Source organism: Halolamina salifodinae, assembly GCF_017874235.1.
Lineage (GTDB): Archaea > Halobacteriota > Halobacteria > Halobacteriales > Haloferacaceae > Halolamina > Halolamina salifodinae.
Window position 1 is genome coordinate 57,563 of sequence record NZ_JAGGLC010000004.1, and the last position, 18,726, is coordinate 76,288.

The following is an 18,726-nucleotide window of genomic DNA, read 5'->3' on the forward strand; positions in this document are numbered from 1 at the left end:
CTGGTACGCCGCGCGTTCCGGAGCCGGCACCCTATTTACGCGGGGGCCCTCAGTAGCGGGCAAATGGAGGAACTGGGCTCCCGGGCGAACTTCGACCGCATGGGTACCCTCGGGGTCGAGGAGGAGTTCTACGTCGTCGACGAGGAGGGACAGCCGGTGTCGGGCATCGACGAACTGGTGTACGGCGACAGCGACCCGCCGGAGCCGCTGGCGGGGAAACTGGATCACGAACTGTTCCAGTTCACCATCGAGACCCAGACGCCGCTGATCGAGGACGTTGCCGACGCCGAGGAACACCTGCTCGCCGTGCGGGAGGCGCTGGTCGAACACGCCGAGACCCACGACTACCGCATCGCCGCCGCGGGGCTCCACCCCGAGGCCCGCTGGCGCGAACTGGACCACGCCGAGAAGCCGCGCTACCGCTCCCAACTCGAACGGATCCAGTACCCACAACACCGCAACACCACCGCCGGTCTGCACGTCCACGTCGGCGTCGACGACCCGGAGAAGGCGGTCTGGATCGCGAACGAACTCCGGTGGGACCTCCCGCCGCTGCTCGCGCTGTCGGCGAACTCCCCGTTCTGGAACGGGTTCGACACCGGACTGGCCTCGGCGCGGGCGAAGATCTTCGAGAACCTCCCGAACACCGGGATGCCCACCCGCTTTGCGGACTACGAGGCGTTCGAGCGCTACGAGCGCCGGATGGTCGAGCAGGGGTCCGTCGAGGACCGCGGCGAACTCTGGTTCGACGTGCGTCCCCACACCGGCCACGGCACTGTCGAGATCCGGGCGCCCGACGCGCAGGCCGACCCCGCGGTCGTGCAGGCGTTCGTCGAGGGGATCCACGCGATGGTGATCGATCTCGCGGAGCGCTACGAGGACGGCGCCGAACGGCTCGGCCCGGGGCTGCGCCGCGAACTCCTCGACGAGAACAAGTGGCGCGCCACTCGGCACGGCCACGACGCGACGTTCGTCGACCGGGACGGCGAGTCGACGGTCACGCTCGCGGACGCCGTCGAGCGCACCTGCAACCGGATCGGCAACGACGCGCTCGCGAACCTCCTCGATCAGGAGAGCGGGAGTCGGCGCCAGCGGCGGATCCACGAGACCCGCGGCGCCGCGGAACTGCGGGAGTCGCTAATCCTGTAGCGGGGCGTCGACGGTTTCGACGCCGGTGATCTCGAAGCGCGCGCCACCAGCCTCGCTTTCGGTGATCTCGATCTCCCAGTCGTGGGCATCGACTGCCTGTTCGATGATGCTCAGGCCGAAACCGGTGCCGTCCGTCGACGTGGAGTAGCCCGCCTCGAACACCGATTCGCGCTCGTCGTCGGGGATCCCGGAGCCGTCGTCGGCGACGTAGAACCCATCGGGGAGGTCCCCGACCCTGACTGTCACGTCGGCAGCACCGTGTTCGACCGAGTTCCGCGTCAGGTTCTCGAACAGTTGGCGGAGGTGGCTCTCGTCGGCCCGGATCGTCAGGTCGGTCGTCGTTCGGAGTGTCGCGTCTTCAGTGTCGACGTTGCGCCAGCACTCCGTCGCGAGCGTCGCCACCTCGACCGGGCCGACCTCCGTCGCAGTGTCGCCCTCGCGGGCCAGTGTTAGCAGATCCGTTATCAGCGCGTCCATGCGCTCGTGGGCACGGCCGATGGCGTCGAGATGTTCGCTGTCACACTCCTCTCGGAGCAGTGCCAGCCGCCCATCGGCGACGTTGAGGGGGTTCCGCAGGTCGTGGGAGACGATGTTGGTGAACTGCTCGAGGCGCTCGTTCTGTCGTTCGAGCGTGTGCTCGCGCTTCTGGAGGTTCGTCTCCCGCTGGACTCGCTCGAGCGCGGTAGTCAGCGAGGTCGCCACGAGTTCGACGTAGGTCTTGTCCGAGGGGTCGAAGGCGTTGGGCTGGTTCGCCGTGACGATGAACACGCCGTACTCGCCGAGGGGGTGGATGATCGCACTCCGGGCCGGCGAGCGCTCGGTGAGGCCCTCGCGCTCCCGCACGTCGTCGATGACGACGACCTCGCCCGTCTCGAACGCCTCCCAGACGAGCCTCGATATCGGGTTGTCGTCGTCCCGGCGGTAGGTCGGCGGCTCGAACGCCTCGCGGTACGTGTCCACCACCGCGGTCGGGGGGAGCGCGCCGCCGTCCTCCGAGACGAGGTGGACGCCGCCGGAGGGTGAGTTGAGGATGTCGTGGGCCGCCTCGACGGCGGCCTTCGCCGTGTCCTCCTTCGTTGCGGTGTGCATCAACCGCTGGGTGCGCTCCTGGAGTTCGGTGAGGCGGCGTTCGCGCTCGATCTGATCGAGCGCGCTCGTGGCGTGGGCGGCCAGCGTCTGCATCAGCGAGACGTCCGTCTCGTCGAAGGTGCCGGTTTCCGGCGATCCGACGTGGAGCACGCCGTGGCCGGTCAGCGGGAGGATCAGTTCGCTGCGGGCGTTGGTCTCGTCGTTGAGTCGGCCTGGCTGGGTCGACACGTCGTCGAAATGCCGTGGCTCGCCGGTTTCGAACACCTGCCAGGCGAACCCCTCCCCGCGTTCGAACGTCGGGATCTCGCCGACGAACTCGGTCGCCCGGTCGGTCGCGGCGACCGGATACAGCGAGTCGTCGTCCTCGTCGTAGAGATGGACGGAGTTGATCGGCATGTCGAGGATGTCCCGGCCCGCGTCGACGACGGTCTCCGCGACGGCCTCGTGGGATTCGCTGTGCCAGATCTCCCGGGCGGTCTCGTGGAGCGCCTGGATCGCGCGCTCGCGTCGCGTGCGTTCGGTGATATCCCGAATGATGCCGACGATCCGCGTGACGGTGCCGTCGTCGAGGATCGGCTTGGCCTCGGCGTGAACCAGTCGCACGTCGCCGTCGCCGGCGACGATTCGGAACCCGATCTCCTCGGGCGTGCCCGCCGAGACAGCCCTCATCGTCCGGCGGACGGTCGACCGGTCCTCCGGGTGGACGTGCTGGAGAAACGCACAGGAGTCTCCCTCCAGCTCGGCGATAGAGCCGCCGAAGACCTCCTGATAGGCGGAGTTGATGAACAGGGTCTCCTCCCAGTCGGCGTCGAACATGAACAGGACGTCGTCGCTCTTCTCGGCGAGCTGGTGGAGCTTCCGTTCGGTGGCCTCGGCGACCTGCTCGGCGCGGTACTGGTCGACGGCAGTGGCGATTCGGTTGGCCAGCACGGTGTACTGGCTGGTGCCGGCCTGCTTCTGGAGATAGTCGGTGACGCCCGCAGAGATCGCCTCGCTGGCGACCTCCTCGCTGCCTTTCCCGGTGTAGAGGATGAAGGGGAGATCCGGATGGTCCTCGCGGACGGATCGGAGGAACTGGAGGCCGTTCTCGTCGGGTATCTCGTAGTCACAGACGATGCAGTCGACCGCGTCGCCGTCGAGTCGCTCCCGCGCGTCGCGCACGCTCTCGGCCGTGTGGACTGCGAACCGCTCGTGCTCGGCTTCGAGAACCGTCGCCGCAAGCTCCGCGAACGCCGGATCGTCGTCGACGTGGAGGATAGAGATCGTGTCAGACGAAACGGTCATCTATACAGCCTGATAGGTCGTCCGGGTATAAGTAAATGGGGCTCGGTTACGGGTGCCGTTCCAGCGATCAATAGCGGATCGGGTACTCCCGTATCGACTCGGGGACGGCGTCACCCCAGAACTTCTCCATCTCGTCGTCGTCCATCTCGCGCTCGGTCTCGAGCGCCGACTCGTAGGCCGCCCGGAGGTCAGCGATTGGCTGGCCGGGGCTGTCGACCCGGAGGTTGTGGTAGAGCTTCGAGGGGTCGGCCTGGACCAACACCGCGGCGCTGAGGTTGTCCCCGCGCGTGTCGCCGCCGGCGTCCTCGCTGGCCTCCAGCGCGGTCAGCAGGCGGTCGGTGAAGCGGCCAGTGGCCTGCTCGAACGCCGACTGGGTCGCCTCGGTCACGTCCGGGCTGGCGAGGAGGTCCCCCGCGACGGTGTAGTTCTCGCCGACGACGTGGCCGGCGTGCTCGACGCATTTCTCGCCGGTGTGGGCGTAGATGGTGCCGTCGGCGTCGATCCCGTGGAGTTGGACGCCTTGGGCACCCGGCCGGTCGTCGATCAGCGTCTGGGCCGCGGCCGGGAGCGAGAGCCCCTGATCGAGCAGCGAGAGGATCGGCTCGCCGTAGTCGGCGCCGGCGTCCCACGACTGCGTGGCGACGGCGCCGTCGGCGCTGACCCACGGGCAGACGGCGCCCACCGCCGGGAACGCCGAGGCCACCGCGACGCCGTACTGGTCGGTGTCGGGATCGCGGGCCGCGATGGAGATCGTCACGGTCGCCCCCCTCCGACCGTGGCACTGTTGAACACACCGAACGTGGGGTGGTTTTAGGCTTGAACGTTCCGGCCGTGACAGAACGCTTTTGCGCGACGGCGCCGCCATCGCTCACTATGTATCTCTCACATCCGGTGCGACGGATGCGGCGCGACCCCGGCCCGGAGACGGCTGGACTTGTCGTGGAACTCGACCCCGACGCCGACCCGGCGGCGCTCCAGGAGGCCGTCGACGACGCCGGCGGCGAGGTAGCCGCGGAGTTGCAGTTCGACTGCTGGCTGATTCGCGTACCCGAGGCGGCCCTCGACGACCTCTGTTCGCTCCCGGGGGTCGTGCGCATCGAAACCGAAGCGACGCTGGACCGTAGCGTCGACGAAACACTCGGCGACATCGACGACGAGGGTGATGCGACCCCTAATGGTGGCAACTGACGGCGGGGCCGAGGGCTTTCAGGAGTCGTCGCCGACGCTGGGTATTCGGCGTCGCCGCAAGCGATGACGGCCGCTCGTGAACCGCCTCGGGGTCAAGTGGTTCGAGACGCTTCGCGTCTCGTCTTGACCTCCTCCCGCGCCTAAAGTCGCGGGAATCCCACCATGGGATTTCAGGCCGAGCACGGCCCTAAGGTTTCAAGACGCATACGTTCCAAGCGTCTCTTGCTGGGTGTCAGCATCGGCTTGGCTGTCTTGTGGGACGGTCAAACGTCCCCCTTCCTCAGCCGAGTCATCGCCACTCGTGTGTTCTCTTGAATGGCTCTCTCCGCCGAGGTAGCGGTCTGCAATATTGAGCGCGGCGTTAACGTCTGCTTGGAACTCCGAAACCCAACACTCCGAGTTGGAACACTTGAACGTCGCCTGCTTCGGACGGTAGCCCTGTTTACCGCAACAGTGGCACGTCTTCGAGGTGTACGCGGGATTTACCGTCTCCACACGAATCCCTTTCGCAGCCGCTTTGTAGCGAATCTGAGCGTGCATCTTCGCAAATCCCCATCCGTGGAGTCGCCGGTTCATGAACGCGCCGTAGTCCATGTTCTCACGGATGTGCGACAAGTCTTCCAGAACCAGCACGGGGCTCTCGAATTGGTCGGCGTAGGTGACGGCCTCCGACGTGACCGTGTGGAGGATGTGGTCGATATGTCGCCACAACTCGTCACCGTAGATTTCAGCGATACGTTCGCTTCCACGTTTCTGAAGGCGTCGAGTCGCCGTGAAGTACGTCTCACGGAGTTGTCGAACCGTCTTGCCTTCGTCGTTCCAGAGGTTGGGAGCAGTCGGGGAGCCACGCTCGTCACGGTGACACACCGTTAACAAAGAGGCTTCCCCGATGTCTACCCCAATCGGCGTCTCCGCCGAACTGGTTTCTCGTTCCTCCACGTCCCGCGTAGCGACGATGTGGAAGTACCACTCACCGCCACGGTCGAACAGACGACACTCACCAATCGTCGCGTCTCCTGCGTGCAACGCTTCCAACCACTCCCGCTGTTCGGGGTTCGGTTGTGCGGGCAACCAGAGGTGGTAGTCGTCGTGGTGCGGGATTTTGACGTACCACTCGATGGCGTTCTGTGGCTTGTGGTCGAGCTTCGGCCCTTCGTTCGTGAACCGTACAGGGTGGTCGTCGTGAATCTCTTTCGCGTCGTAGCTTCCGCCACACAGTTGCGGGACGTACTTCTTGAGCGCGTTCTTCGCGTAGCCGCTCAGGTCGTAGTTGACCACCACGTCGTTGGCCGCCGACTGCGTGGTACAGTTGGCGGTGAACGCCGCTTCGAGCGCGTCTTGGTACGCCTGTTTCGTCTTGCAGAGTTTCCGATGCTTGTGTGCATTCGGTTCCACAAGCTTCAGTTCCAACGTCTCGGTGAGTTCGGTCACTGTTCGTCCTCCTCGTGACGCTGGATGTACTTCTCGACAGTCTCGCTCGAAACGTGTCCTGCTGTTCCTGCGTAGTAGCCGCGTGCCCACTTGATTTTCTCGCCATCGTGGTCGGCGTAGCGGTGATTGTATTTCCGCGAACTGATGCCTTTGAACCAGTTGGCGAGAAGTGACGGGGCGTGTTTCGGCGGGCTACTGACGAACAGGTGGATGTGGTCGGGCTGAACGGTGAGGTCGATAATTTCCAAGCCCTTGTCGTCGGCGATTTCGTGGAGGATGGTTCGCACACGGTCGGCGACCTCGTTGACGAGTACCGAGTTGCGGTACTTCGGCAACCACACTATGTGATAGTTGAGGTTGTAGGTCGCGTGCCGTGTGGTCTTCATCTGTGTTGCACACTATGGTTCGTCAGCGTCTTAACACCTTCGGTGAAGCGTGGGAAATCCAGTAATGGCGGGACTCGCGGATTGACGCACTATGCCTACCGCTTGACCTCCGCCTGAAGACGGAGGTATGCGCTATTGGTCTCCATCAGGGGTCCGTGTGCTTTCGGTGTCGCTATTGGCAGTGCCAAACCCGTTCAGGAAGAGATGTAGCCGATCAACTGGTTTGCCACATCCTCGGTTCGGTCGTCGACCAGAGAGGCCAGATAGTGCTCGACGTCTGCAGCACAGTTGAGGGTCGCGAGCGATCAGGGGAGGACGTGGCTTTGTTCGCCGAGTGGATCGCCCTCGTACTCGTCGTCCCGGAGTGGGAGTGATTCTTCGTGATAGGAATCGGTCGTTCGCTACTCGTCGACTTCGGTTTTCACGACCGTCGCTGGGCGAGTCGTCAGGCGGAGGACGCGGTCGGTGACACTTCCAAGCAGCGCACGATACTCATCCGGCCGCCGCTTCGTTCCGAGCACGAGCAGATCCGCGTCGTGATCGTCAGCATGCCCCACGATAGTCTCGGCAGGCCGGCCATGCTGCATCGCCGTCTCAACGTCGACGCCGGCGTCCGATGCGCGGCTTCGAAGCTCCGAGAGCGTCTCCTCGCCGTGTTCTTCGAGGCCGTGTTCGGGGCCTTCAGCTTCGTCGACGTACTCGTCGCCGCTGTACGCAGTCACGACGTCCTCATCGATGACGTAGAGTACGTGAAGGACAGCATCGTGAGCAGCCGCAAGATCAAGGGAGTGCGTTTCCGCCTCTTCAGACGCAACTGTCCCATCTGTCGACAGTAAAATCCGGTCGTACATTCAGCCGAATTTCGAAGGCACCCACAATAAAACCGACTTCCGATTCCCATCGTGCGGAGGGCCGAGGGGCTTCAGACGGGTCTTCGCACAGATGAGGCGATACCGATCTCTGTACAGCCGAAGCGAATCCCGAGAGCGTAGTTCAGTGGTCGTGGCCGTCCATCACCTTCGGATGTCCGGTGGCGTATTCATCCGGCTCTGTTTCGAACGTCTGCTTGCAGTTCTTCGAGCAGAAGTAGTACGTCTCGCCGTCGTGAGTCGCCGCCGGCCCGCTGTCGTCGGTCCGCATGCCACACACCGGGTCGCGGTACTGACCCGGCGCACCGAGGCCGCGACGATACACGTACAGGAGAAAGCCGGAGAGAGCAAAGGCCAGAAGGTTGAGGTAGAAGGTGTAGTTCAGCTCGAAGTACGTCTGTTCGGTCGCGGTCTCCCCACTCGCGAGGTCCGGAACGATACCCAACGCGTCGAACAGTAGCTCCATGAGGAAGCCTGTGAACGCCATCGTGACGAAGAAGACGCCAAGGATGTACAGCATGATCTTCCAGCCGTAGTACTTCCGGTAGACGTTCAACACGGGGATCGTGATCAGGTCGGCGTAGACGAACGCGATGACGCCGGCGAAGCTGATGCCGCCGCCCCAGAGCGCGACGGCGAACGGGACGTTGCCCATGCTCCCGACGAAGCTGATGACGGCGATGGCGACGCCCATGATCGCGTTCTCGGCAGTTACGAGGAGGCCGTCGCCCTGGATGAACAGGGTGTTCCAGACCCACTGGGGGACGAAGACGATGACGAACCCCGAGATGAGGAAGCCGGCGATGACGTCCTTGTAGATCATCGACCACTCCTTGCGGTACTGGTTCCCGACCTTGTACCAGCCGCCCCACGACAGCAACTCCTCGCGCCAGCCACCACGGCTGGACGCCTCCTGCAGGTACGTCTCCATACACCCCTCCGAGCAGAACTCCAGTGTCTCGCCGCCGTCAGTGGTGAGGGTGTACTCGTCTTTCCCCTCCATCCCACAGGTGGGGTCTTCCATGACGCCCATTTCCCGGTCGCGCTCGTTGAGCGTTTCTCGGACCTCGTCGAACAGGTTCTCGGGGAGCGTGAGGTGGACGATGACGGCCATGACGGCGATGAGGATGAGGCCACCGAGCAGTTCCGCGACGAGGAACTCCCAGCCCAGCAGGATGAGGATCATCAACCCGAGTTCGACGATGAGGTTCGTCGACGCGAACATGAAGGCGAGAAAGTTCACCGCGTGGGCTCCCTTCTTGAACAGCCCCTTCCCGATAGCGACGGCGCCGAAACTACACCCGCTGCTCGCCGCTCCGAACGCGGTCGCCTTGGTGAGACCGCTCAGGTCACCATCACCCAGCACCTGTGCCATTCGCTCCTTCGAGACGTAAACCTGGACGAGACTCGTGACCGTGAGGCCCATGATGATCGCCCAGGCCGCCGTCCACAGGAAGCCGACCCCGATGCGAAGGGCTTCGAGGATACCATCGATCATCGTCTCCACCATAGGTGTCATTTCGAAGGGACCATCTTTTAGAGTTGTCCTTCAGGTAGGCAGTCAAAAGGAACGAGACCGCGACCCGCGCCGACGTGGGCACGTCGACCGGGAAGGGGTCGAAATCGCGGGTCCCGACGGCGAGGGGGACGTCGAGATGGTGGAGTGGACGCCGGTCGAGGCTGAGTAGTCAGCCGGCCGTTTTGATCTCCATCCGGTAGCCGAACGGGTCGCGAACGTAGAGCGCGGGGGCAGTTCCTGTTGCGCCTTTCAGGTCGCGAGCGCCGCGCTCGATCTCGACGCCCGCGTCGCGGAGCTGCTGCTCGATGGCGCCGATGGAGTCCTCGACGACGACCGCGACGTGATCGAAGTTCGCCTCCGCGGGCGGGTCGAACTGCTCGCTCGGGCTGAGGTGGATCAGGCTGGTCTCGGACAGGCGGATCGAGAAGATCGGTCGCTCGCCGGCGCGGTAGGCGTCGAGGTCCTCCAACACGAAGCCGAGCGTGTCGCGATAGAACGCGACGGCGTCGTCGACGCGGTCCGCGGGGATCCGGAGGTTGACGTGGTCGAGGTGGGCGGCGTTCATACGCGGGGGTCGGTGGCGAGGCTACTAAGCAATGTGGGCAGGGATCGTTACGGGGTGTCGACGCCGACTCGCGGCTCACAAAGCTCGCCGCTCGAACAGTGGCGTCGATAGAAATGCGCTGGCTGGGATTTGAACCACGGTCGTTCCGCTTCGCTCCACTCCCTGCTTCAGAATCCCAGCGACACGCAGACACGCGTCGCCAGTATCTGGGCCGAGACGAGACTCGGCCCTCAGTAGTTGGCGACGCGGAAAAGTATGCGCTGGCTGGGATTTGAACCCAGGTTGTGACCATGGCAAGGTCACGTGATACCACTACACTACCAGCGCGTTCTTCGCATTCTCACCAAGTGGGGTTTCGTTATTAAGCCTTCCGAAACGCTTCCAATCGACTGCCGGCGTCGGGGTACCGTTGACGACTGTCACGGCTCGGCGGCGTCGACGCCCCCGCCGGCGTCAAACCCCGACAGCGGGCGTCTCCGTGAGTGTGACGGCCTCACAGGCGGGCCACGAGTCGCTACCCTTTTACGGTGGCGTTCGGTAGTTCGGATACAGTCCAGTGGCGAGGCACATGACGGACGGCACAACACTCGTCGTTCCGTCGTCGCTCGTCCGAGAGGCCGAGGACAAGCGGGAGGCGACACGGAAGATCGGATACGTCGCCCGCGCCGCGGCTATCTACCGGGTCGAGCGAATCCTCGTCTTCCCCGACCGGGAAGCCGAGGGCCGCTGGGGCGGGACGTTCGTTCGCACGGTGCTGGCCTACGCGGCCACACCCCCCTACCTCCGGAAGGCGGTCTGGGACCAACGCGACGAACTGCGCTATGCAGGCGTTCTCCCCCCCATGCGTGTCTCTCCACGGACCGGCTCCGAGGGTGAAAGCTCGGAGTCGAGAGAAGGAATCGTGACCGAGGTCGGACCTGACGACCGCGTCCGGGTCAATTGCGGACTGCAACACCCGATCTCTCTGCTCGTCCCGCCGTCGATGGCGGTCGAGGAGGGGGAGCGCGTCACAGTCAGGGTCTCTTCGAGAGAACCCGTCCGCGCACGCCTCGTCGACGAGGACCCTTCGGGGTTCACCGTCGAGGCCTGCGGGGACATCAAGGAAGCCCTCGCCCGCGAGAACGCGGGCGTCTGCATCGGCACGTCGCGACACGGTGAGGAGTTCACCCGATCACGACTGGCCGACATCGCCCCGCGCTACCGGGACGGCGCGACCGTCGTCTTCGGCTCGCCGGGCCGCGGGCTTCCGGAGATCATGGGGGTATCCCCCGATGATCTCCCCGTCGAACCCGACTCGAACGGGTTCGACCTCTGGCTGAATACGGTTCCGAATCAGGGCAGCGAGGTGGTGCGCACCGAAGAAGCGGTGTTTGCCACACTCGCCCCGCTCGCGCTCAGGGACTGAGCGCGGAGGAAAACGAACATGCCACAACCAAGCAGACCACGAAAAGGCTCGCTGGGCTTCGGCCCGCGAACGCGTGCGGCGTCGGAAGTGCCGCGTATTCGCTCGTGGCCGGAAGACGAGGGTTCCCCTGCACTGCAGGGCTTCGCTGGCTACAAAGCCGGCATGACCCACGTCGTGATGGTCAACGACGAGGAGGACTCGCCGCGGAACGGGATGGAGGAGTCCGTCCCCGTTACCGTCGTCGAGACCCCCCCGATGCACGCAATCGCCGTGCGAGCCTACGAAGATACGGCGTACGGATCGAAGCCGGCTACCGAGGTTTGGACGTCCGAGTTCCACGACGAACTCGACCGCGCGCTGGACCTGCCGGCCGAAAACGACTTCGAGGGCGACGCTGAGGAACTGCGAGCGCTCGTCGAGGAGGGAAAGGTCGATGACCTCCGCGTCATCACCCACACCACTCCCGCGACGCTGCAGAACGTCCCCAAGAAGGAACCCGACGTGATGGAGACGCGAGTCGGCGGTGGCTCCCTGCAGGAGCGCGCCGAGTTCGCGCTCGACCTGGTCGAGGACGGCGGCGAACACGAGTTCGGCGACGTCTTCCGAGCGGGCGAGTATCTCGACGCCTCGGGTATCACGAAAGGGAAAGGGACGCAGGGTCCCGTCAAGCGCTGGGGCGTCCAGAAGCGGAAGGGCAAGCACGCCCGTCAGGGCTGGCGGCGCCGCATCGGTAACCTCGGCCCGTGGAACCCGAGCCGCGTTCGCTCGACGGTTCCTCAGCAGGGCCAGACCGGCTACCACCAGCGGACGGAACTCAACAAGCGCCTGATCGACTTCGGCGAGGGCGACGACGCCTCCGTCGACGGCGGCTTCGTCAACTACGGCGAGGTCGACGGGCACTACGCGCTCGTGAAGGGCTCGCTGCCGGGCCCCGATCAGCGCCTGATTCGCTTCCGTCCCTCGATTCGGCCGAACGACCAACCGCGCCTCGACCCCGAGGTGCGCTACGTCTCGACGGCCTCCAACCAAGGGTAACACACAATGCAAGCAACTATCCGAAACCTGGACGGCTCGGACGGCGACTCCCTCGAGCTCCCGGCGGTCTTCGAGACGACGTTCCGCCCGGACCTCATCAAGGGCGCCGTGCACGCCGCCCAGGCCAACCGAAAGCAGGCCTACGGCGCCGACGAGTTCGCCGGCCTCCGCACCCCCGCCGAGTCGATGGGGTCGGGCCGCGGCATGGCGCACGTGCCACAGGAGAACGGACAGGCCCGTCGGGTCCCGCAGGCCGTCGGTGGCCGCGCGGCACACCCGCCGAAAGCCGAGAAGGACCAGGGCAAGAAGGTCAACGACAAGGAGCGAAAGCTCGCGACCCGCTCTGCCATCGCCGCCACGACCGACGCAGAGCGCGTCGCCGAGCGCGGGCACGCCTTCGACGACGACCTCGACCTCCCGCTCGTCGTGAGCGACGAGTTCGAGGACCTCAACAAGACCCAGGAGGCCGTCGAGGCCTTCGAGGCGCTGGGCATCCACGACGACGTCGTGCGTGCCGACGAGGGCAAGTCCATCCGCGCCGGCCGCGGGACGACCCGTGGCCGGAAGTACGACGAGCCCAACTCGGTGCTCGTCGTCACCAGCGAGGAGCCTTCGCGTGCCGCCCGCAACCTCGCGGGCGTCGACATCGCCACCGCGACTGATGTCAACACCGAGGACCTCGCGCCCGGGACCCACGCCGGCCGACTCACGCTCTGGACCGAGAGCGCCGTCGAGGAGGTGGCTGACCGATGAGCGGTGTCATCGAGCACCCGCTGGTCACCGAGAAGGCGATGGACCAGATGGACTTCGACAACAAGCTCCAGTTCATCGTCCACATCGACGCCGACAAGGGTACCGTCAAAGAGGAGATCGAGTCCCGCTACGACGTGGGCGTCGTGTCGATCAACACGATGGTCACGCCACGCGGTGAGAAGAAAGCCATCGTGCGTCTGTCCGAGGACGACGACGCAGAGGAGATCGCCTCGCGGATCGGGGTGTTCTGATAATGGGACGACGAATTCAGGGGCAGCGACGTGGTCGCGGCTCGCCCACGTTCCGGGCGCCGTCGCACCGCTACAAGGCTGACCTCGAACACAAGAAAAGCGAGGAGGAAGACACGATCTCCGGCGAGATCGTCGGCATCGAACACGACCCCGCCCGCAGCGCACCGCTGGCGGACGTCGAGTTCGAGGACGGCGACCGCCGTCTCGTGCTTGCTCCCGAAGGTATCACCGTCGGCGACAGCCTGCAGGTGGGTGTCTCCGCCGAGATCAAGCCCGGTAACACGATGCCACTCGCGGAGATCCCGGAAGGGGTCCCGATCTGTAACGTCGAGAGCCAGGTGGGCGACGGCGGGAAGTTCGCCCGCGCCTCCGGCGTCTCGGCACAGCTGATGAGCCACGACCGCGACGTCGCGGTCGTCCAGCTCCCCAGCGGCGAAGTCCGACGCCTGCCGCCGGAGTGTCGTGCCACCATCGGCGTCGTCGCCGGCGGTGGGCGAACGGAGAAGCCGTTCGTCAAAGCCGGCAACAAACACCACAAGATGAAGGCCCGCGGGACCAAATACCCGCGTGTCCGTGGGGTCGCCATGAACGCCGTCGACCACCCGTTCGGTGGCGGTGGCCGCCAGCACCCCGGTCAGCCCAAGTCCGTCTCGCGGGACGCCCCGCCGGGACGGAAGGTGGGCGACATCGCCTCCAAGCGCACCGGCCGCGGCGGTGGCAAGGGAGGGAACTAACCAATGAGCTCGGAATACCGAACCGGCCGCGAGGGTGAGTTCACCTACCGCGGTCACACGCTCGAGGACCTCCAAGAGATGGATCTCGACGAGGTCGCGGAACTGCTTCCCGCCCGTGCGCGGCGAACTATCAACCGGGGTCTCGGCATCGACCACCGGAAGCTGGCCGAGGAGGCCCGCGACGCGGGCGAGGAGGAGACGGCCAACGATCCGCTCCGCACGCATCTGCGTGACATGCCGATCCTCCCGTCGTTCGTCGGCGTCACCTTCGAGGTGTACAACGGCCACAGCTTCGACCGCGTGAAGGTCGAGCCCGAGATGATCGGCCACTACCTCGGTGAGTTCCACCTCACCCGATCCACCGTCGAACACGGTCAGGCCGGCATCGGCGCGACCCGGTCCTCGAAGTTCGTGCCACTCAAGTAACCTATGGGAATCAGCTACAGCGTCGACGCCGACCCGGAGGAGACGGCGAAAGCCATGCTTCGAGAGCGTCAGATCAGCCTGAAGCACAGCAAGGCCATCTCGAAGGCCATCAAAGGCAAGACGGTCACCGAGGCCGAGTCGTACCTCGACGACGTGATCGAGGGCGACCAGTCGGTGCCGTTCAAGCAGCACAACAGCGGCGTCGGACACCGATCCGACATCGACGGCTGGGACGCCGGCCGTTACCCCGAGAAGGCCAGCAAGGACTTCCTCAAGCTGCTGACCAACGCCAAGAACAACGCCGACCACCAGGGCTTCGACGGTGCGGAGATGGTTATCTCCCACGTCGCCGCCCACAAGGTCGGCGAGCAGGTCGGCCGCAACCCCCGTGCGTTCGGGAACGCCGACCCGTGGAACACCGTCGAAGTGGACGTGGAAATGATCCTCGAGGAGGCCGATAACTGATGGCCGACGAACAGCAGTTCATCGAGAACGGGCTCCAGCGGAGCCAGATCGACGAGTTCTTCGCGGACGAACTCAGCCGCGCCGGCTACGGCGGCATGGACATCGCGAAGACGCCGATGGGGACCCAGATCGTCCTCAAAGCCGAGAAGCCCGGTATGGTGATCGGCAAGGGCGGGAAGAACATCCGCAAGGTCACCACCGAGCTCGAAGACCGCTTCGACATGGAGGACCCGCAGATCGACGTGCAGGAGGTCGACGAGCCGGACCTCAACGCACAGATCGTCGCGGACCGACTGGCCAACGCCCTCGAGCGTGGCTGGTACTTCCGCAAGGCGGGCCACACCACCATCGACCGCATGATGGAGGCTGGCGCGCTCGGCGCGGAGATCGTCCTCAGCGGGAAGGTCACGGGTGCACGCTCGCGCGTGGAGAAGTTCAACCGTGGCTACATCAAGCACAACGGCGAGCCAGCCCAGACCGTCGTCGACGAGGGTCAGGGCGTCGCCGTGATGAAGCTCGGCACTATCGGCGTCACCGTGAAGGTGATCGGGCCGGACGCCGAGCTTCCCGACGACTTCGAGATCACCGAGACCTCAGAGCCCCCGGAGGTCGAGCAGGCAGAGACCGGCGAGGGCGTCGAGGAACTGCTCGCGGATGTCGAGGAGGGCGAAGCGCCCGAGGCTCCCCAGCACGAGGAGCCCGAACTCCCCGACGAGGACCCCGCAGAGGTCATCGACGAGGAGGTCGTCGAGGAAGTCGTCGAGGAGGCCGCCGAGACCGACTCCTCGCGTGAGACCGCCGAGCCCGGCTCCCCCGAGGAGGAGGACGTCGGCGTCGCTTCCGAGGAGGCCGTCGAGGTCGCCGAGGAGGAGGACCTCGACGAAGTAGTCGAAGAGGAGGCCGCCGACCTCGTCTCCGAGATGGAGGAGGAGGCCGAATCCGAAGAAGCGGAAACGGAGGAGTAATACATGGCGATTCTCTACACCGAAGAGATCCGAGACATGACACCCGCCGAGCGGGACGCCGAGCTCGAGGAGCTCGAAACCGAGCTGCTCAACGCTCGTGCCGTCCAGGCGGCGGGTGGCGCGCCGGAGAACCCCGGCCGCGTCGGCGAGCTTCGCCGCACGATCGCGCGGATCAAGACGATCCAGCACGAGGAAGGCGACGAAGCCGCCGAAGACGCGGAGTAACGCACGATGGCACTCACACCCGACACCCTCACGCGACACGAACTCAACGGCCTGCCCGTCCGGGTAGCCGACGCCGCCAACCCCGATCTCGTCGGGATCAGCGGCCGTGTCGTGGTCGAGACGATGAAGACGTTTCACGTCGACGACGGGCGTCGGGTGCGGCAGATCCCCAAGGAGGGGAGCCGATTCGAGTTCGCTATCACGAACGCGGAGGACGCTCAGAGAGCGAGCGTCACTCCCGCTGCAGATGAAGCCGCGGACGCCCGAGAGGCGTCCGGGTCCGTATCTCAACTCGGGACGGAAACTGCCGGGGTCCGCCCCGGCAAGTCTGGCCCGTCCGCCGCGCCCCGGAGTCAGGGTCGCGCCACGAGCCAGCACGACGGGGAGTGTTCCCCGGACGCGGGCGAGTGCCAGGATACGGTCTACGTAACGGTGGATGGCGCGAGACTGCTCTCACGACCCGCCGCGCGAACCGAGCGCGGGGGTGATTCGACATGGCAATAGGACTGAACGTAGCAGAACCGGAGGAGGCCTGCTCCGACGAGAACTGTCCGTTCCACGGGGATCTCTCCGTGCGGGGACAGACGCTCGAGGGTGAAGTCGCTTCCACCGACATGGACAAGACCGTCGTCGTGGAGCGGGAGTACGACGTTCGTGTACCGAAGTACGACCGGTACATGAAACGCCGATCCCGCGTCCCGGCCCACCTGCCGCCGTGTGTCGACACGGAAGAGGGTGACACGGTCCGTATCGCAGAGACACGACCGCTCTCGAAGACCAAATCACACGTCGTCGTCGACGTCGTCGACGACGGGGGTGACTGATGGAGGCACTGAAAGCCGACGTCACGCAGGGTCTCGAGAAGGGCTCGAAGATCACGTGCGCCGACAACACCGGCGCCCGCGAGCTCAAGGTCATTAGCACCGCCGGCTACTCGGGGACGAAGAACCGTCACCCGAAAGCCGGTATCGGCGACAAGATCACCGTCTCGGTCACCAAGGGCACGCCCGAAATGCGCCGCCAAGTGCTCGAGGCAGTGGTCGTTCGCCAGCGCAAGTCGATCCGCCGACCGAACGGCGAGCGCCTCAAGTTCGAGGACAACGCCGCCGTCATCATCGACGAGAACGAGGAGCCCCGCGGCACGGAGATCAAGGGGCCCGTCGCTCGTGAGGTCGCAGAGCGGTTCGGCACCATCGCCAGCACGGCGACGATGATCGTCTAAGTATGACACGACAGCCACGCAAACAACGAAACCAGAAGCGAGACGCCCCCCTGCACCAGAAGCAAAAGCAGGTTCGGGCCACGCTCACGGCCGACCTCCGCGAGGAGTACGGCCAGCGGAACGTCCGCGTCAACGCGGGCGACACCGTCGAGGTGCTTCGCGGCGACCACGCCGGCACGGAGGGTGAAGTCCTGGAGGTCGACCTCCGGGAGGAAGTCATCCACGTCGAGGAGGTTACCGTGGAGAAGACGGACGGGGAGGAGGTTCCCCGGCCGCTCGACGCCTCGAACGTGCGCGTGACCGACCTGGACCTCGAGGACGAGGTCCGGCAGGAACGTCTCGAGGAGGACAACGAATGACGAACCACCAGAAGCGACTCTCGGTACCGAACTCCTGGCCGGTCGAACGCAAAGAGGAGACGTTCACGGTCAAGGCCGACGCGGGTCCGCACGGCGAGAAGGGGGTTCCCCTGCTCATCGTCCTGCGCGACGTGCTCGGCTACGTGGACTCCCGCAAGGAGGCCCGCTACGCACTGAACAACGACGCGGTGCTCGTCAACGGCGACGCTGTCGCCGACGAGGCCCGGCCTATCGGGATGTTCGACATCCTGGCGTTCCCGGCCCGTGACGAGTACTTCCGTGTGTTCCCCGGCGAGGGCGGCCGCCTCGCGCTCACCCCGATCGACGAGGAGAGCGCGGCGTCCCGTCTCGGCAAGATCACCGGCAAGCGTCAGGTCAGCGGCGGAGCGTTCCAGCTCTCGCTGCACGACGGTTCGACCATCCAGATCGAGGACGCCGACGACTACAGTGTCGGCGACTCGCTGGTCGTTGGCAACGAGGACAAGGAGATCGTTGCCCACTTCGAGTACGGCGAGGACGCGCTCGTCACCGCCGTCGACGGCCAACACGCCGGCGAGATCGGCGAGGTCGAGGATATCCTCGTCACCCCCGGCTCCGGCAGTAACGCCGTGACCGTCTCGACCGACGACGACTCCTTCGAGACCGTCGAGGAGTACGTCGTCACCATCGACGAGAACTTCGTGGGTGATGAGGATGAGTGAGGCAGAGTCCGAGTTCCACCCGATGCGCGAACCGAGCATCGAGAAGGTCGTCGTCCACATGGGCGTCGGCCAGGGTGGCCGCGACCTCGGGAACGCCGAGGAGATCATCGGGGAGATCACGGGCCAGCAGTCGGTCCGAACGAGCGCCAAGCGCACCGTGCAGGCGTTCGACATCCGCGAGGGCGACCCCATCGGCACGAAGGTCACGCTGCGTGACGAGAACGCCGAGGAGTTCCTTGCGACCGCGCTCCCCCTCGCAGACATCTCGGCTTCGCAGTTCGACAACGCCGGCAACGTCAGCTTCGGCGTCGACGAACACACCGCGTTCCCGAGTCAGGAGTACGACCCCCAGACGGGTATCTACGGGCTCGACGTGACCGTCACGCTGGTCCGACCGGGCTACCGCGTCGCCAAGCGCGACCAGGTTTCCCGCTCGATCCCCGATGGGCACCGCATGACCGCCGAGGACGCAATCGCGTTCCTCGAGACCGAATTCGACGTGGAGATCGACGAATGAGTGAGCTAGACGGCGAACACACCGGCAACGAAGAAACCGGCGAGCACGCCACCCAGGGTAGCACGCAGGAGCGGGAGTGCCGACGCTGCGAGCGCACCGAGGGTCTGGTGAGCAAGTACGGCGTCTTCGTCTGCCGACAGTGTTTCCGAGAGATTGCCCGCAGCATGGGCTTCCGGAAGTATCGATAA

25 protein-coding genes, 1 tRNA gene and 1 pseudogene are annotated in these 18,726 nt (G+C 65.3%); 18 read left to right on the forward strand and 9 right to left on the reverse strand.

All coding sequences use genetic code 11. The features are described from left to right. Positions 1 to 63 precede the first annotated feature (63 nt). Entirely contained in the window at positions 64 to 1,149 is a 1,086-nt protein-coding gene (locus J2753_RS09670; protein ID WP_209491747.1) for a glutamate--cysteine ligase, read from the forward strand. On the opposite strand, the gene J2753_RS09675 is transcribed toward J2753_RS09670, so the two are convergent. Together J2753_RS09675 and J2753_RS09680 are read right to left on the reverse strand one after the other, a co-directional pair. After that, positions 1,138 to 3,522 (reverse strand): hybrid sensor histidine kinase/response regulator, encoded by a 2,385-nt coding sequence (locus J2753_RS09675; protein ID WP_209491749.1) that lies wholly within the window; start codon positions 3,520 to 3,522, stop codon positions 1,138 to 1,140. The two genes, J2753_RS09670 and J2753_RS09675, sit on opposite strands and share 12 nt — an antisense overlap. Before the next feature lie 67 nt (positions 3,523 to 3,589). Continuing rightward, positions 3,590 to 4,279 carry a DUF1028 domain-containing protein gene (locus tag J2753_RS09680; protein ID WP_321168809.1) on the reverse strand — a complete coding sequence of 230 codons (690 nt, stop codon included), beginning with the start codon at positions 4,277 to 4,279 and terminating at the stop codon, positions 3,590 to 3,592. A gap of 116 nt (positions 4,280 to 4,395) precedes the next feature. Between J2753_RS09680 and J2753_RS09685 the strand changes: the two genes are divergently transcribed. After that, complete coding sequence (locus J2753_RS09685; protein ID WP_245334591.1) at positions 4,396 to 4,710, forward strand: hypothetical protein; 315 nt, start codon at positions 4,396 to 4,398, stop codon at positions 4,708 to 4,710. A gap of 195 nt (positions 4,711 to 4,905) precedes the next feature. Here J2753_RS09685 and J2753_RS09690 read toward each other — a convergent pair whose 3' ends face one another. The 7 genes and pseudogenes from J2753_RS09690 to J2753_RS09715 form a co-directional block, all read right to left on the reverse strand. Then, a complete protein-coding gene (locus J2753_RS09690) occupies positions 4,906 to 6,141 on the reverse strand; it encodes an RNA-guided endonuclease InsQ/TnpB family protein (protein ID WP_209491753.1) in 1,236 nt (411 codons plus the stop codon). Continuing rightward, entirely contained in the window at positions 6,138 to 6,527 is a 390-nt protein-coding gene (gene tnpA, locus J2753_RS09695; RefSeq protein ID WP_209491755.1) for an IS200/IS605 family transposase, read from the reverse strand. The genes J2753_RS09690 and tnpA overlap by 4 nt, the downstream gene beginning before the upstream one ends. Positions 6,528 to 6,721: 194 nt before the next feature. Beyond that, a pseudogene (locus tag J2753_RS14680) lies at positions 6,722 to 6,925 on the reverse strand (PemK-like protein); the annotation flags it as partial. Positions 6,926 to 6,928: 3 nt separating this feature from the next. Continuing rightward, positions 6,929 to 7,378, reverse strand: coding sequence for a universal stress protein (locus J2753_RS09700; protein ID WP_209491757.1), 450 nt, complete (start codon positions 7,376 to 7,378; stop codon positions 6,929 to 6,931). A gap of 142 nt (positions 7,379 to 7,520) precedes the next feature. Further along, positions 7,521 to 8,906, reverse strand: coding sequence for a permease (locus J2753_RS09705; protein ID WP_209491758.1), 1,386 nt, complete (start codon positions 8,904 to 8,906; stop codon positions 7,521 to 7,523). A 178-nt stretch (positions 8,907 to 9,084) separates the two neighbouring features. Beyond that, positions 9,085 to 9,480 carry a VOC family protein gene (locus J2753_RS09710; RefSeq protein ID WP_209491760.1) on the reverse strand — a complete coding sequence of 132 codons (396 nt, stop codon included), beginning with the start codon at positions 9,478 to 9,480 and terminating at the stop codon, positions 9,085 to 9,087. Between the two features lie 256 nt (positions 9,481 to 9,736). Beyond that, positions 9,737 to 9,807 (reverse strand) — tRNA-Gly (locus tag J2753_RS09715). A gap of 241 nt (positions 9,808 to 10,048) precedes the next feature. Between J2753_RS09715 and J2753_RS09720 the strand changes: the two genes are divergently transcribed. The 16 genes from J2753_RS09720 to J2753_RS09795 are packed head-to-tail and all read left to right on the forward strand — an operon-like array spanning position 10,049 to position 18,726. Beyond that, positions 10,049 to 10,885, forward strand: a complete 837-nt coding sequence (locus J2753_RS09720) for a putative RNA uridine N3 methyltransferase (protein WP_209491762.1) — start codon at positions 10,049 to 10,051, stop codon at positions 10,883 to 10,885. A gap of 18 nt (positions 10,886 to 10,903) precedes the next feature. After that, positions 10,904 to 11,920: a 50S ribosomal protein L3 gene (locus tag J2753_RS09725; protein WP_209491764.1), complete on the forward strand. Its 1,017-nt coding sequence runs from the start codon at positions 10,904 to 10,906 to the stop codon at positions 11,918 to 11,920. Between the two features lie 6 nt (positions 11,921 to 11,926). Next, a complete protein-coding gene (gene rpl4p, locus J2753_RS09730; RefSeq protein WP_209491766.1) occupies positions 11,927 to 12,673 on the forward strand; it encodes a 50S ribosomal protein L4 in 747 nt (248 codons plus the stop codon). Next, positions 12,670 to 12,924: a 50S ribosomal protein L23 gene (locus J2753_RS09735; RefSeq protein WP_209491768.1), complete on the forward strand. Its 255-nt coding sequence runs from the start codon at positions 12,670 to 12,672 to the stop codon at positions 12,922 to 12,924. The genes rpl4p and J2753_RS09735 overlap by 4 nt, the downstream gene beginning before the upstream one ends. 2 nt (positions 12,925 to 12,926) lie before the next feature. Next, positions 12,927 to 13,658: a 50S ribosomal protein L2 gene (locus J2753_RS09740; protein WP_209491770.1), complete on the forward strand. Its 732-nt coding sequence runs from the start codon at positions 12,927 to 12,929 to the stop codon at positions 13,656 to 13,658. Between the two features lie 3 nt (positions 13,659 to 13,661). Further along, on the forward strand, positions 13,662 to 14,084 hold the full coding sequence (locus J2753_RS09745; RefSeq protein ID WP_209491772.1) for a 30S ribosomal protein S19: 423 nt from the start codon (positions 13,662 to 13,664) through the stop codon (positions 14,082 to 14,084). A 3-nt stretch (positions 14,085 to 14,087) separates the two neighbouring features. Beyond that, entirely contained in the window at positions 14,088 to 14,549 is a 462-nt protein-coding gene (locus J2753_RS09750) for a 50S ribosomal protein L22 (protein ID WP_209491774.1), read from the forward strand. Then, positions 14,549 to 15,514 (forward strand): 30S ribosomal protein S3, encoded by a 966-nt coding sequence (locus J2753_RS09755; RefSeq protein ID WP_209491775.1) that lies wholly within the window; start codon positions 14,549 to 14,551, stop codon positions 15,512 to 15,514. Before J2753_RS09750 ends, J2753_RS09755 begins: the two co-directional genes overlap by 1 nt. 3 nt (positions 15,515 to 15,517) lie before the next feature. Then, complete coding sequence (gene rpmC, locus J2753_RS09760; protein WP_209491777.1) at positions 15,518 to 15,739, forward strand: 50S ribosomal protein L29; 222 nt, start codon at positions 15,518 to 15,520, stop codon at positions 15,737 to 15,739. A 6-nt stretch (positions 15,740 to 15,745) separates the two neighbouring features. After that, positions 15,746 to 16,243, forward strand: a complete 498-nt coding sequence (locus tag J2753_RS09765) for a ribonuclease P protein component 1 (protein WP_209491779.1) — start codon at positions 15,746 to 15,748, stop codon at positions 16,241 to 16,243. Further along, entirely contained in the window at positions 16,234 to 16,563 is a 330-nt protein-coding gene (locus J2753_RS09770) for a 30S ribosomal protein S17 (RefSeq protein WP_209491781.1), read from the forward strand. The genes J2753_RS09765 and J2753_RS09770 overlap by 10 nt, the downstream gene beginning before the upstream one ends. After that, complete coding sequence (locus tag J2753_RS09775) at positions 16,563 to 16,961, forward strand: 50S ribosomal protein L14 (RefSeq protein WP_209491783.1); 399 nt, start codon at positions 16,563 to 16,565, stop codon at positions 16,959 to 16,961. Before J2753_RS09770 ends, J2753_RS09775 begins: the two co-directional genes overlap by 1 nt. Before the next feature lie 2 nt (positions 16,962 to 16,963). Then, positions 16,964 to 17,320, forward strand: coding sequence for a 50S ribosomal protein L24 (rplX, locus tag J2753_RS09780; RefSeq protein WP_209491785.1), 357 nt, complete (start codon positions 16,964 to 16,966; stop codon positions 17,318 to 17,320). Next, positions 17,317 to 18,021 (forward strand): 30S ribosomal protein S4e, encoded by a 705-nt coding sequence (locus J2753_RS09785; protein WP_209491787.1) that lies wholly within the window; start codon positions 17,317 to 17,319, stop codon positions 18,019 to 18,021. The genes rplX and J2753_RS09785 overlap by 4 nt, the downstream gene beginning before the upstream one ends. Continuing rightward, complete coding sequence (locus J2753_RS09790) at positions 18,014 to 18,538, forward strand: 50S ribosomal protein L5 (protein WP_209491789.1); 525 nt, start codon at positions 18,014 to 18,016, stop codon at positions 18,536 to 18,538. Before J2753_RS09785 ends, J2753_RS09790 begins: the two co-directional genes overlap by 8 nt. Then, complete coding sequence (locus J2753_RS09795) at positions 18,535 to 18,726, forward strand: 30S ribosomal protein S14 (RefSeq protein WP_209491791.1); 192 nt, start codon at positions 18,535 to 18,537, stop codon at positions 18,724 to 18,726. Before J2753_RS09790 ends, J2753_RS09795 begins: the two co-directional genes overlap by 4 nt.